At 70.8% G+C, this 13,663-nt stretch carries 11 protein-coding genes; 1 reads left to right on the top strand and 10 read right to left on the bottom strand.

What is annotated here, in order from left to right; translation table 11 throughout:
- Window positions 1-272: 272 nt before the first annotated feature.
- Window positions 273-3,350, bottom strand: a complete 3,078-nt coding sequence (locus KIP79_RS16625; RefSeq protein ID WP_214105715.1) for a glycoside hydrolase family 9 protein — start codon at window positions 3,348-3,350, stop codon at window positions 273-275.
- Between the two features lie 186 nt (window positions 3,351-3,536).
- Window positions 3,537-4,127: a hypothetical protein gene (locus tag KIP79_RS16620; RefSeq protein ID WP_214105714.1), complete on the bottom strand. Its 591-nt coding sequence runs from the start codon at window positions 4,125-4,127 to the stop codon at window positions 3,537-3,539.
- Window positions 4,128-4,529: 402 nt separating this feature from the next.
- Here KIP79_RS16620 and KIP79_RS16615 point away from each other — a divergent pair, with 402 nt between their 5' ends.
- On the top strand, window positions 4,530-5,018 hold the full coding sequence (locus KIP79_RS16615; RefSeq protein WP_214105713.1) for a MarR family winged helix-turn-helix transcriptional regulator: 489 nt from the start codon (window positions 4,530-4,532) through the stop codon (window positions 5,016-5,018).
- Window positions 5,019-5,023: 5 nt separating this feature from the next.
- Here the strand turns inward: KIP79_RS16615 and KIP79_RS16610 are convergent, their stop codons facing one another.
- The 8 genes from KIP79_RS16610 to KIP79_RS16575 all read right to left on the bottom strand — a co-directional run bounded on the left by KIP79_RS16610 (window position 5,024) and on the right by KIP79_RS16575 (window position 13,660).
- Window positions 5,024-6,079, bottom strand: coding sequence for an ABC transporter ATP-binding protein (locus tag KIP79_RS16610; protein WP_214105712.1), 1,056 nt, complete (start codon window positions 6,077-6,079; stop codon window positions 5,024-5,026).
- Complete coding sequence (locus tag KIP79_RS16605) at window positions 6,076-6,918, bottom strand: ABC transporter permease (protein WP_214105711.1); 843 nt, start codon at window positions 6,916-6,918, stop codon at window positions 6,076-6,078. Before KIP79_RS16605 ends, KIP79_RS16610 begins: the two co-directional genes overlap by 4 nt.
- Window positions 6,906-7,757: an ABC transporter permease gene (locus KIP79_RS16600; RefSeq protein ID WP_214105710.1), complete on the bottom strand. Its 852-nt coding sequence runs from the start codon at window positions 7,755-7,757 to the stop codon at window positions 6,906-6,908. The genes KIP79_RS16605 and KIP79_RS16600 overlap by 13 nt, the downstream gene beginning before the upstream one ends.
- Entirely contained in the window at window positions 7,754-8,914 is a 1,161-nt protein-coding gene (locus tag KIP79_RS16595) for an ABC transporter substrate-binding protein (RefSeq protein ID WP_214105709.1), read from the bottom strand. The genes KIP79_RS16600 and KIP79_RS16595 overlap by 4 nt, the downstream gene beginning before the upstream one ends.
- A gap of 190 nt (window positions 8,915-9,104) precedes the next feature.
- Window positions 9,105-9,614, bottom strand: coding sequence for a sarcosine oxidase subunit gamma (locus KIP79_RS16590; protein WP_214105708.1), 510 nt, complete (start codon window positions 9,612-9,614; stop codon window positions 9,105-9,107).
- Window positions 9,607-12,195: a 2Fe-2S iron-sulfur cluster-binding protein gene (locus tag KIP79_RS16585; RefSeq protein ID WP_308169748.1), complete on the bottom strand. Its 2,589-nt coding sequence runs from the start codon at window positions 12,193-12,195 to the stop codon at window positions 9,607-9,609. The genes KIP79_RS16590 and KIP79_RS16585 overlap by 8 nt, the downstream gene beginning before the upstream one ends.
- Window positions 12,192-12,449, bottom strand: coding sequence for a sarcosine oxidase subunit delta (locus KIP79_RS16580; RefSeq protein ID WP_214105707.1), 258 nt, complete (start codon window positions 12,447-12,449; stop codon window positions 12,192-12,194). Before KIP79_RS16580 ends, KIP79_RS16585 begins: the two co-directional genes overlap by 4 nt.
- Before the next feature lie 11 nt (window positions 12,450-12,460).
- Window positions 12,461-13,660 carry a sarcosine oxidase subunit beta family protein gene (locus KIP79_RS16575; RefSeq protein WP_214105706.1) on the bottom strand — a complete coding sequence of 400 codons (1,200 nt, stop codon included), beginning with the start codon at window positions 13,658-13,660 and terminating at the stop codon, window positions 12,461-12,463.
- Window positions 13,661-13,663 lie beyond the last annotated feature (3 nt).

Below are 13,663 nucleotides of genomic sequence, written 5' to 3'. Positions count from 1 at the left end.
CAGGCCCCCAGGCCCGCAAGCCCGCAAGCCCGCAGGCCCCCAGGCCCCCAGGCCCGCAGGCCCGCAGGCCCGCAGGCCCCAGGGCCCCACTTTCCGGGGCCCGGTCTCAGAGGCCCCCAGTTCCGGGCTCCGGTATGAGGCCCTGGTTGAGGGGCCTGGTTGAGGGCCCTGGTTGAGGGGCCTGGTTGAGGGGCCTGGTTGAGGGGCCTGGTTGAGGGGCACGGTTGAGGTGCCTGGTTGAGGGGCCCGGTTTCAGGAGCCCGGTTCAGGGGTTATGCGCAGGCCTTGCCGTTCAGGGTGAACAGGCCGGGGTTCGGGTTGGCGCCCCCGGCGGTTTCGCCGATGAAGCCGAAGGTCGTCGTCTGGCCTGGCATGATCTTGCTGTTGTAGCTCAGGTTCTTCGCGGTCACCGAAGCCCCGGACTGACTGATGTCGGCCACCCAGTTCTGCTGGCTGACCTTCTGGTCACCCGTCCAGGCCCACCGCAGGGTCCAGCCGTCGATCGGCGTGCTCCCCGTGTTGGTGATGGTGATCTGCGAGTTGAACCCACCGGCCCAGTCGCCGTGCTTGACGTAGTCGACCTGGCAGGCCCCCGAAGCGGGAGCCCGCCCGTCACCTTGGTCGGCCAGCGCCGAGGCGATCCAGGCCAGCGCCGAGTTCCAGTTGATGGCCACCTCGTTGGTCGCGTACGAGTCGATGTGGTCCACGTAGCAGAACTGCGGCTTGCACCCGGCCAGCAGCGCGGCCGCGTACGGGTCCTCCAGGTTGGCGTTGGCGCCGCCCGCCAGCGAGCCCGCCGGGGGGTTGGGCAGCGACTCGTCCAACTGGTGGGCGAAGATCCGCGTGTGCTGGTTCTGCGAGTTCTTCTCGCCCCACCCGGTGACGTACGAGTGGTTGAGCGCGTTCCGCCCGAAGATGTAGTCCATGCCCTGCAACGCCCCGGCCTGGTACTTGCGGTCCCCGGTCAGGTCGTACGCGGTGGCCAGCACGATCACGTTGTTGATGACGTTGCTGTTGGACCCCCAGAAGTAGCTCCCCGGGCCCCCGGGCATCGGCAGCCCGTACGCCTGACCCGCCAGCGTGGTGAGGTAGGTGTCGGCGGCGGCCACCACCGACTGGCGGATGGTCTGCCGTTCGGCGGCCGGCAGGCCGCTGGGCACGGTGGCCAGGTCCAGCCGCCCGAGCGCCGCCGTGGCCGGCCAGGCGAAGCCGGTCGCGGTGAACACGTTGCCCGTGTGGTGCGGCGAGGCGCGCAGCTCGGTCAGGTACCCGGCCTCGCCCGTGGTCAGGTAGAGCTCGGCCGCCGCCCAGTAGAACTCGTCGCTCACGTCGTCGTCGCTGTAGGCGCCGCCGCCGTTGCCGTCGTTGGGGCTGGCCAGCCGGTTCGGGTTGGCCTTGGCGGCGGTGTAGGCCCGCTTGGCCGAGGTGAGGCACTTGGCCGCGAAGGCGGCGTCGTACGGGGCGAACAGGCGGGCGCACTGGGCGGCCGTGGCGGCCAGGTTGAGGGTGGCCGCGGTGGAGACCGGGTGCAGCTCGCGGAGCTGTGGGTCGTCCTCCGGCTGGAGCGGCAGGCCGGTCCAGTTCTGGTCGTGGATCTTGTGGTGGGCCATTCCGGCCAGCGGCTTGCCCACCGGCACCTGCATCCGCATCAGGAAGTCGAGCTCCCAGCGGGCCTCGTCCAGGACGTCCGGCACGCCGTTGCCCCGCTCGGGCACCCGGAGCTTGCTGTCCCCGAGCTCGGCGCCGCCGAAGCCGGTGATCGCGTTCTTGGTGCGCTCGAAGGTGCTGAGCAGCTGGTAGGTGGCGATGCCGCCGTTGACCACGTACTTGCCGTGGTCGCCCGCGTCGTACCAGCCGCCGCGCACGTCCAGCCGGTAGTCGCAGACCCCCGGCTGGCAGGGCACGTCGGTGTCGCCCTGGTTGGGGGCGACGCCGAGGTGGCCGGCCGGGCGGGCGTACGCGGCGCCGAACAGGGCGCCGTCGATGGCGATGCCGCTGCGCTGGATGGCGAAGAACTGGAGCGCGTCGGAGCGGAGCTGGTTATAGATACCGGTCTCGATGTCGAACGGGTAGCTGGTCTCGCCGTCGGCCACCAGGGTGAATCCGGTGCCCGAGCCGGTGAAGGAGCCGAAGTCGACGGTGTGGACGTTCTGGCCGGAGGACACGTCCACGCCGCGCGGGGCGGTGGTGCCGTCGGCCACCACGGTGCCGCCGCTGTTCTTCAGCTGCCAGGGCAGGGCCGTGGTCGAGTCGGTCACGATGGTGGCGTTCTTCGGGCCGTACGGCAGGTAGCCGACCTGGTTGACGCGCACCCGGGGGCCGGTGTCCGGCGCGTACGGGGGCTCCTCCTCGCCGCCGAGCAGCGAGACGTTGTCCAGGCAGAGCCGGTACTCGGCCGTGTTGGCGCCCACGTGGAAGACCACCTGGGCCCGCTCGGTGTCCGCGCTCGCGGTGAAGGTGTACTCCAGGCGTTCCGTGGTGGGGGTGAGCGGCACCGTACGGCCGAAGAAGGAGGTGAACGGCGCGTCGCCGAGCTGCACGTTGGCGTTGACCGAGGAACCCGGCGAAGCCGACGCCTCGAAGGAGAACGTGTAGCTCTCGCCGGCGATCAGCGTCACGTCGTTCTGGCCGATCCCGGCGTCCCACGGGTTGGCCAGACCGGCCGGGACCGTGGTGCACAGCCGCCCGTCGGCGGTGCTGGTGGCGTTGGTGCCGTAGGTGAACCAGCCGTTCAGCCCGCCGGAGAAGTCGCCGTTCTCCAGCTGCTCGGCTTGGCCGGGACCTCCGGGACCGCCCTCGGAGTCGCTGGTCAGTGAGACCTCGTCCAGGCAGAAGGTGAACGCCCCGCCGCCGCCCACCTGGAAGGTGAGGGTGCCGTTGGCGGAGTCCAGGTTGCCGTCGAACTCGTAGGTGAAGGTCTGCGGCGTGGGCGTCAGCGCCACCTCGCGGGAGGTCGCGGTGGTGTAAGGCGCCTCGTTCAGCTGCACGTTGGCCCGGACGGTCGCCGCCGTGCTGGCGTGCGCCTTGAAGGTCAGCGTGTACGGCACGCCGTCGGCCAGCGGGATCTCGTTGTGCCCGAGGGCGGCGTCCCAGGGGTTGGCGGTGCCTGCGGGCACCTCGGCGCAGAGCTCGCCGCCGGTGGCCGAGATCAGCACGTTCCCGGTGGACCACCAGGGGCTGGTGGAGCTGTCGAAGTCGCCGTTGGCGATGTGCTCGACCACCTCGGCCTGGGCGGAGGTGGGCAAGGTGGCCGTGAGGCCGGCGAAGGTCAGTAACGCGGCGGCGCAGCTCGCGACGAACGCGCGCGGCCGCCGTCCAAAGGGTCGGATCACCACGGGAGGTCGGGTCACGACGGTCCTTCCAGGATCGCGTGGGAGGGTCTGTGGGAGCGCTCCCGCGCAGGTTAGGGGAAGTCGCGACCCGCTGGAAGAGGTGATCTAGGGCCGCCCGCCGGGGGTGGCGGAGCGGCTGGTCAGGCGGGTACGCGGGCGCCCGGGGGACGCCCGCTGTGAACCTTTCACGGGCCGGCCGGAGGGTCAGGCCGCCTTGCGCGCCTTGGCGTACCGGCCGACGCCGGGGAGCCAGAAGGCGACCAGGGCGATGAGGCTGTCCACCGCGATCAGCAGGCCGAAGAGCACCAGGATGTCGGCGATCCCGTCGGCCATGTCGCGCAGGCCAAGCAGCGCCGCGATCGGGGCCAGCACCGTGAAGACGATACGCGCCCAGGTCGCGCCGGTGCGCAGGCCCAGCGCCAGCAGCGCGGCGAAGACCACGCCGAAGAAGATCCAGATGTAGGCGTGCGACTGGAGGATGGAGTTGGCCTCCGCCAGCGCGGCGTCCAGCAGCCCGGCCAGTTCCGAGCCCTCGGTGATCCCGGCCAGTTCCCGGGCGTACTCGCGGACCAACTCCTCGCCCTGGACGAGGGTGATGACGGCCGACAGCAGCGTGCTCAGGGTGACCAGCGCGGTGGCGGCCATCGCGATCAGCAGCGCCACCGGCGTCTTGACCGGCCCGGCCGGCGGCGCCGGGTAGCCCGCCGGCGGCTGCGTCCCGGGATACTGCTGGCCCTGCTGCGGATACTGCGGTCCCCCGCCCGGTCCGGGATTCTGGGGGTGGTGAATGTTCACAAGGGTACCTTTCCGGCAGAAGTGCGGCAGGGCTGCGCTCGGTCCGAGGCAGACTTGACACACTGAGTCATCGAATAACGCGTGATGCCCGCGGCAGGCGCCGTTGTCTCTCCCATTCCGAGATGAAGACGTCATGACACGAACAGGCCGGTCAGCGGACTGACCGACCAGGTGCCGGGAGGGGCGCGGCGGGTAACGATAAATAGCCTGTCGTTCACCCGGCTCCGCCGTCAAAATCCACAAAACACTTAATTCTCCCCGTAAGTGGTCCTGGCCAAAACCCGAAAGATGTGCTTAAGGCTGGTGAAAAGCGGGGAGTAAAGATCGAGATCGGCATGGCCTGCGGCGGCGCCGGGCGCTACCCTTTCCTTCGTGTGTCATACAACACGAGGATCGTAAAGTATGGACTCCGTATCATCTGAAACCCGGCAGCGTGAGCGGCTGACCGGGGAGATCCGGGAGTCGTTACAGGAACTCGGCAACCAGCTGTCGCTGCTCAACCATCACGTCGCCCTGCACGCGGGCCTCAAGGACGTGGACCTGGACTGCCTCGACCTGATCTCCCGGCACGGCCCGCTCAGCCCGAGCGCCCTGGCCCGCAGGGCCGGCCTGCACCCCGCCACCGTCACCGGCATCATCGACCGACTGCAACGCGACGGCTGGGTGATCCGCGAACGCACCCCCGAGACCACCGACCGCCGCGCCGTCGCCGTCCGCGCCCTCCGCGAGCGCGACCCCGAACTCCTCCACCTGTACGCGGGACTGAACGCCGCCGTGGACCACCTCTGCGACGACTACCCCGAGGCCGAACTCGACCTCATCGCCGCCTTCCTCCGCCGAGCCACGCACGCGGGCCGCGCCGCCACCGACGAACTCGCCGAGGACGACTGAGCCCGCTACGCGACGGCGGGCTCCTGGTCGCCGCTGGTCCGCGCGGTCACCAGCACCGGGCGTTCCACCACGCCGACCTCCACCCGCAGGCCGGGCGCCAGCCGTACCGCGTCATGGCCGGGCACGTCGGCGAGGACCTCGCTCTGGTCGGCGAGCTGCACGCGCAGCCGGGCGGTGGAGCCGCGGAAGGAGGAGGCCAGGATGAGCGCGCCGCCGTCCTCGGCCGGGGTGACCAGCACCGCCTCCGGGCGGATCAGCACGTCCACCAGCTCGCCCGGCGCGGTCCCGTCCACCGGCAGGGAACGGCCGAACACCTCCACCCGGTCCCCGGTGACCCGGCCGGGCACGTGGTTCATGGTGCCCACGAACTCGGCCACGAACGGCGTCGCCGGGCGGTCGTAGATCTCGGCGGGCGCGCCCACCTGCTCCAGCCGACCTGCCCTCAGCACCGCCACCCGGTCGGCGACCGAGAGCGCCTCCTCCTGGTCGTGGGTGACGAACACGGTGGTGATGCCCAGCTCCAGCTGGAGCCGCCGGATCTCCTCCCGGAGCGTCACCCGCACCTTGGCGTCCAGCGCCGAGAGCGGCTCGTCCAGCAGCAGCACCCGGGGCTGGAGCGCGAGCGCGCGGGCCAGCGCGACCCGCTGCTGCTGGCCGCCGGACAGCTGGTGCGGGAACCGGTCGCCGTGGTCGGGCAGGCCGACCAGGGCCAGCAGCTCGGCCGCCCTGGCGTGCCGCTCGGCGGTGGGGCGACGGCGCACCCGCAGGCCGAACGCCACGTTGTCGCGGGCGTTCAGGTTGGGGAACAGCGAGTACGACTGGAACACCATCCCGGCGTCCCTGCGGTTGGCCGGCACCCGGGTGACGTCCTTGCCGTCGATGAGCACCGCGCCGGAGTCCGGCGTCTCGAACCCGGCCACGCAGCGCAGCGCGGTCGTCTTGCCGCACCCCGACGGCCCGAGCAGGGCGATCAGCTCGCCCTGCGCCACCGTCAGGTCCAGGCCGTCCAGCGCGGTCGTCGCCCCGTACGTACGGCGCAGCGCGCGAAACTCCACGGTCATGGTTTCTTCCTTCCGGAGGCCCGGGAGAGCGTGATCAGCAGCAGCCAGATGAGGACCAGGCTGAGGATCGACAGCGCCACCGAGAGCTGCCCGTCGTTGCCGGAGATCGTGACGATCCAGACCGGGAACGTCTGGTAACCGAGCAGGGCGGCGATGGTGTACTCGCCGAGCACCAGCGCGAGGGTCAGGAACGCGGCCCCCGCCAGGGCGGACCGCAGATTGGGCATGATCACCCGGAGCAGCAGGTGCGGCCAGGACGCGCCCAGGTTCCGCGCCGCCTCCACCAGGGTGACCACGTCGATCGCGCGCAACCCCGCGTCCAGCGACCGGTACGCGAACGGCAGCGCGAGGATCACGTACGCCAGCACCAGCACGACGGGGAACCTGTCGTCCTGGATGGCGATGATGGTCGCCCAGAACGGCGTGGCCGCCAGCGCGTCCGCGCCCTCCCGCAGCGCGGAGCTGATGCCCACCACGTAGGTGATGGGCGGCACGATCAGCGGCAGCGTCGTGATCGTCTCCAGCACCGGCCGCAGCCCGGGCGCCCCGAGCCGTACCGCGATCATCGCGGGCAGCAGCAGCACGAGCACCAGCACGATGGTGACCGCGGCCAGCGCCAGCGAGGTGAGGAAGCTGGTGGCGAAGCCGGGCGAGGTCACGATCCGCCCGTACGCGCCGAGCGAGAACCCCTGCACCTCGTTGTAGACCGTGAACGAGATGGCGATCACCAGCGGGACCAGGAAGTACGCGGCGGCCACCACGAGCACGGCCCGCCGCCCCCAGCCGGAGCCCCCGACGGCGACCGCCCGCGCCGAACTCTGCGGGGTCACCGCAACCATCGTGAACTCCTCCGCTGCAACGGCAGGTAGACGGCCATCACCAGCATGGCCACCACGATCATGTCCAGGCTGAGCGCCAGCGCCACGTTCTCGAAGCCGACCAGCACGTTGCCGGTGAGCGCGTCCGCGATCTGCATGGTCACCAGCGGCACCGACGCGCCGACCATGGCGGCCGCCGTGGCGTAGGCGGCGAACGAGCCGCCGAACAGCAGGACCACGCCGCCGAGCAGGGCGGGGGTCAGCACCGGCAGGCCGACGTGCCGCCAGAACTGCCAGACGCTCGCGCCGCTGCCCTGCGCCGCCTCCCGCCACTGCGGGCGCAGCCCCTCCAGCGCCGGGGCGATCACCAGCACCATCAGCGGGATCGAGAAGTAGAGGTAGACCAGGGCCAGGCCCCAGAAGTTGTAGAGCAGCCCCGGGCCGAGCCCGAAGCTGGTGGTGACCAGACCCGAGTTGCCGAGGGTGGCGATCCAGATGAACGCCAGCGGCACCCCGCCGAAGTTGGCCAGCACCCCCGACGCGCTCAGCACCGACTCGCGCAGCGCCGCGCTCCTGGAGGTGAGCACGGCGTGCGCGAGCAGGGTGCCGGTCAGCGCCCCGGCCACCGCGACCACCGCCGACAGCTCGATGCTGGTCAGCAGCTTGGTCAGGTACGGCTCCCGCAGGCTGGCGGCCACGTTGTCCAGGCCGTACGTGCCCGGTTCGCCGGGCGCGCCCGGCACGGTGAACGCGCCGAGGGCGAGCATCACCGCCGGGATGCCGAAGGCGACCGCGACGACCAGGAGAAGGGGGGACGCGGGCGCCCACCCCTTCACCCGGGTGAATCTGGCGCTGGTCATCCGGCGACCGCGGCGCCCCAGCCGGCCGCCAGCGTCTCCTGGGCCTTCTTGGTCTGCGCCTCGGTCGGGAAGGTGGGCGTGCCTTCGACGGCCGGCAGCGCGGCGGAGGCGGCCTGGTCGACCGTCCCGTCGGCGATCATCGCGGGCAGCAGCACCGGGCGGGCGAAGCCCTTCAGGAAGAGGTTCTGGCCCTCGGGGCTGTACAGGAACTCCTGCCAGAGGCGGGCGGCCGCCGGGTGCGGGGCGTCCTTGTTGATCGCCTGCGCGTACAGCTGGAAGTACTTGCCGTCGGTCGGGATGACCGTCTGCCAGTCGAGGCCCTTGGGGGTCATGATCGGGGCGTAGGCGGCGTTGTTGTAGTCCCAGTCGATGCTGATCTGGGTCTCGCCCTTCTCGATGGTGGCCGGGGTGGTCTCCACCGGGTTGAAGTTCCCGGCGTCCTTCAGCTTCTTGAAGAAGTCGATGCCCGGCTGGATGTCGTCGAGGGAGCCGCCGTTGGCCAGCGCCGCGGCGAACACGCCGGCGAACGCCGAACCGGCCTTGGTCGGGTTGCCGTTCATCGCGACCTTGCCCTTGTACTCGGGCTTGAGCAGGTCGGCGAAGGTCTGCGGGCAGGGGCTGATCTTCTTGGCGTCGCAGCCGATGGAGACGTAGCCGCCGTAGTCGTTGACCCAGGTGCCGGACGGCTCCTTCTGCCCGTCAGGGATCTTGTCCCAGGTCTGCACCTTGTACGGCGCGAACAGCCCTTCGGCGTTGCCGCTGTTGGCGAACGGCTGGCCGATGTCGAGCACGTCGGGGGCGCGGTCCTGGCCCTTGCGGGTCTTCACCGCGTTGATCTCGTCGGCCGAGGAGGCGTCCGGGGTCTCCTCCTCGATGGTGATCTCGGGGTACTTGGCCTTGAAGGCCGAGATGATCTCGCCGTAGTTGGCCCAGTCGTGCGGGAGGGCGATGACGTGCAGCTTGCCCTCCTTCTTCGCGGCCTCGACCAGCTTGTCGAAGCCGCCGAAGTCGGCGGCCGAGGTGGCGGTCTTGGCGTCCACGCCGCCGGGCGCGGCCGAGGCTCCCGAGTCGGAGGTCCCCGGGGCGGAGCCACACGCCGCGGCCCCGATAAGAAGAACGGCCGACAGGCCGGCGAGTCGTACGCGCGATGACGTCACAGTGGATCCCCAGATGGAACGTTGTAGTAGAACTTGGTTGAAGAAGTTAGACAAGTCGTCCCTTCGCACAGTGACGTGCGAATGAACGCGGGCGGACCATCGGGAAACCCTTGAGGTCATGACGGCTTCCTCCTTCTGGATCACGTTCACCGAGAGCGTTAACCGGGCCGTGTTGACGGGTCAATGACCGTCAGAAGTCGTGGCCTTTTGGTGACGCAAACGGCTTCCGTCCGTAGCGGACCGTGCCCTCCGAGCCCGCGTCCAGCAGCCAGTCGGCCAGGTGGCGGGCGAAGGAGGAACGGACCAGGATCAGGTAGCCGTCCTCGGTGGCGATGAGGATGATCGGGGTGCGGGCGAACAGGGTCTGGGCGCAGCGGCCCGGGGGAAAGACCGACGGATGCAGGTCGAGCGCGCAGCCGTGGGCCAGCAGGTCGCGGGCGCGGGGCCCGGTCAGGCGGATGGTGGTGCGGTGGGCGGAGACGTCCACGCCGGGCGTGGCGATCTCACCGGGGCCGATGAGCAGGTACTCGTCGGGGCCCAGCCAGACCGTGGTCACGTCGCCGTCCCGGCGGGTGGTGTTGGGCGGGGTCAGGGGAGTGGCGGTGCGGACGTTGAGCTGGGTCAGGTACGGAACCTCCGTCACGGTCACGCCGGGGAGCTCGACATCGAGGCCGGAGAGCGGGCTGCGGCGTTCAGCCATCGCGGCGGCGTCCTTCCGGGTCGTAGAAGACGGGGGAGGTCACCTCGGCGGGGGTGCCGTCGAGGGTGGTCAGCGTGGTGTGCTCGCCCGCCACCAGGGCCAGCGCGAACGGGCGGCCCAGGGCGGCGCTGAGGTAGCTGGAGGTCACGTGGCCGACCATGCGCCCGTCGGCCAGCAGGGCGGAGCCCTCGCGGAGGCGGGTGGCGGGGAGCAGGCCGACCAGGCGTTTGCGGTCGGAGCGGGCGGTGTCCTGGCGGGTGAAGGAGCGCTTGCCGAGGAAGTCGGCCTTCTTCTTGGAGACCAGCCAGGACAGGCCGAGGTCGTGGGGGGTGACGGTGCCGTCGGTGTCCTGGCCGATGATGGGGTAGCCCTTCTCGGCGCGCAGGACGTGCATGGTCTCCGTGCCGTACGGGGTGACGTCGCGGGACATCACCGCCTCCCAGAGGGCCAGGCCGTACCACCAGCTGACGTTGATCTCGTAGGCGAGTTCGCCGGAGAAGCTGATCCGGCAGATCCGGGCCGGGATGCCCGCCACGTCGGCCTCCCGCCAGGTCATGAACGGGAAACTCGCCGAGTCCACCGCCAGGTCCGGCGCGAGTTCGGCGAGCACCGCGCGGGATCCCGGGCCGACCAGGGCCACCGTGGCCCACTGTTCGGTGACCGAGGTGCAGTGCACGCGCAGGTCCGGCCACTCGGTCTGGAGCCACTCCTCCATCCAGTCGAGCACGGCCGCCGCGTTTCCGGTGGTGGTGGTGACCAGGTAGTGGTCCTCGGCCAGGCGGATGGCGGTGCCGTCGTCGAAGACCATGCCGTCCAGACGGCACAGCACGCCGTACCGGATCGAGCCGACCTTCAGGGTGCTCATCAGGTTCGTGTAGAGGCGGTCGAGGAACTCGGCGGCGTCCGGGCCTCGGATGTCTATCTTGCCGAGGGTGGAGGCGTCCATGGCGGCCACGCCCTCCCGGGCCGCTCTGCACTCGCGGAGCACGGCGGTGTCCATGTCCTCGCCGTCACCGGGGTAGTACCAGGGGCGCTTCCACTGGCCGACATTCTCGAAGAGCGCGCCGTGCGCGGCGTGCCAGTCGTGCAGCGCGGTCACTCGGACCGGGTCGTGCAGGTCTCCCCGGTCCCGTCCGGCCAGCGCCGCGAAGGAGACCGGCGTGTACGGGGCGCGGAACGTCGTGCTGCCCAGGTCGGCGGGGGAGACGCCCAGCGTGCGGGCCATCACGGCGGTGGTCAGCAGGCCGGAGGTCTTGCCCTGGTCGTGGGCGGTTCCGGCGGTGGTGTACCGCTTGACGTGCTCGACCGAGCGGAGCCCGGCGCCCGTGGCGCGGTGGATGTCGGCCACGGTGACATCGCGCTGGAGGTCCACGAAATGCCGCGTGTAGTCCGTCGCGGGGACCAGCCAGCAGGCGTGCTGCCGGGAGGTCGGCGGAGGTTCGGGTGCGGTCTGCCCGAGTGCCGCGCGGGCCGCGCGGATTCCGTCCTGTACGCAGTCCGCGTGGCCGAAGACCCCGCGGGCGGCCCCGGCCACCGTGACGGCCTGGGGTGATTCGCCGGGGACGAGCGCGGCCAGGTCGTCGTCGTAGCGCAGGGTGCCGCCGGACTGGCCGAACAGGTGGACGACGGGGTTCCAGCCGCCGGAGACCAGGAGCAGGTCGGCCTCCAGTTCCCGCGACCCCACCAGGACTGAGGAGACCTCCCCGTCACCCCGCGCCTCGGTCACGAAATTTCCGGATATGACTTCGATGTCGGTTGGGGCGGGCGTCGGACGCACGTCCACGATTGCCGCGATCTCGACACCGGCCCGGGCCAGGTCTTCAGCCGCGAGGTAGGCGCTGTCGTTGGTGGTGAAGACGACCGCGCGGCGGCCGGGGAGCACGCCGTACCGGGTGAGGTAGGTCCGGGCCGCTCCCGCCAGCATCACCCCGGGCAGGTCGTTCCCGGCGAAGGCGATCGAGCGTTCGTGAGCGCCGGTCGCTAGGACGACGTGCCCGGCCCGGATGCGCCAGAGGCGTTCCCTGGCCGTCCCCGCCTCGGAACGGCGTTCGACCGCGATCAGGTAGTTGTCGTCGTAGTACCCGATGACGGTGGTACGGGGGAGAAGCCGCACGCCAGGGGGAGCGGCCGGGGTGCGCTCGTCCGCGAGGATCACCCGGACGCCGGAACGCGCGGCCTCCTCGGCGGCGGCCAGTCCGGCCGGTCCGCCGCCGACCACCAGCACCTCGCAGTGCGCGTACATCCCGTCGTACCTGGCAGGATCGGGCCGGTCGGCGAGCCGGCCGCGACCGGCGAGACCGCTGGCCACCAGCCCGTCGTAGAGCTCGACCATGGTCGCCGGGACCATCGGCTCGGGGAACGGCTCCTCGATCTGCACGACGGCGTTGGGCTCCTCGGCCCCGGCCGCGAAGATCCCCCGGGGACGGCCGTGCGTGACGCTCGTGCCCACCCGCCGTACGCCGTTGGCGAGCAACGCCGAGGCGAGCGTGTCCCCGGGATGGCCGGTGTACTCCCGCCCGTCGAAGACGAACCGCACCACCCGGCCACGGTCGACGGACCCCAACTTCGGGTGCCGGTTCACCGGTTGGCCTCCTGGGGGACGATGCGGTTGGTCGAGGTGTCCCGGACCACGTTGAACCAGCGGCGGCACCCTGCCGAATGGCTCCACCGTTCGGCGAAGGGCCCGGCCGGGTTGTCGCGGAAGAACAGGTACCGTCCCCACTCCTCGTCCGAGAGCGCGGCGGGGTCGGCTGGGTAGGCGACGTGCGCCTGCCCGCCGTAGTGGAACTCGGCCTCGTCGCGGGGCCCGCACCAGGGGCAGGGGATGAGCAGCATGGGGGTCTCCGTCAGTGGGCCACGGCGGCGGCGCCGTGCTCGTCGACCAGCGCGCCGGTGGTGAACCGGTCGAGACTGAAAGGCGCGTTGAGCGGGTGGGGTTCGTCGTGGGCGATGGTGTGCGCGAGGCACCAGCCGACGCCGGGGGTGGCCTTGAAGCCGCCGGTGCCCCAGCCGCAGTTCAGGTAGAGCGACTCGACCGGGGACAGGCCGACGATCGGCGAGGCGTCGGGGGAGACGTCCACCACCCCGCCCCAGGTGCGGAGCACGTGCGCCCGTGCGAACACCGGGAACAGTTCGAGCGCGGCGGCCATCTGCCGTTCGATGACGGCGAAGTTCCCGCGCTGCCGGTAGGAGTTGGGGGCGTCGATTCCGGCACCCATCACCAGTTCGCCCTTGTGCGCCTGGCTCACGTAGACGTGTACCGCGTTGGACATGACCACGGTGGGGTGCACGGGTTCCAGCAGCTCCGAGACCAGGGCCTGCAGGGTGTGGCTCTGGAGCGGCAGCCGGATCCCGGCCGACTCGGCCAGCGGTGAGGTCCTGCCCGCCGCGCACAGCACGATCTTGTTCGCCGTGATCCGTCCCCGGCTGGTTTGTACGGCCACCGCCCGCCCGTCCACCACCTCGACGGACTCGACCTCGCAGTGCTCGACCAGGTCGACCCCCAGCTGGTACGCCCTCCGGGCCAGCCCCCAGGCCACATGATCGTGCTTCGCGATTCCCCCCCGAGGCTGAAATGTCGCCCCTAGTACCGGATATCGGACATGTGGGCTGATGTTCACGATCGGGCAGACCTCGCGGACCTGTTCGGGGTCCAGCCACTCCGCGTCCACGCCGTTGACCCGGTTGGCCTCCACTCGCCGGACCCCGTCCCGGACATCCTGGAAGCTGTGCGCCAGGTTGAGCACCCCGCGCTGGCTGAACAGCAGCGGATAGTCGAGTTCGGCCTCCAGGCCCTCCCAGAGTTTCAGCGCGTGCTCGTAGATCCCCGCGCTCTCATCCCAGAGGTAGTTGGACCGGATGATCGTGGTGTTCCTGGCCATGTTGCCCCCGGCCAGCCACCCCCGCTCCAGAACGGCCACATCCGAAATTCCATGATTTTTCGCGAGATAGTACGCCGTGGCCAGGCCGTGCCCGCCGGCGCCCACGATCACCACCTCGTACGACCGCTTCGGCTCCGCCGACTCCCACAACCGATCCGGATGCACGCC

This window comes from Acrocarpospora catenulata (genome assembly GCF_018476525.1).
In the GTDB taxonomy this organism is placed as follows: Bacteria; Actinomycetota; Actinomycetes; order Streptosporangiales; family Streptosporangiaceae; genus Acrocarpospora; species Acrocarpospora catenulata.
Note: the sequence above shows the minus strand (reverse complement) of the source record. Positions and strands in the feature narration are given on the sequence as shown.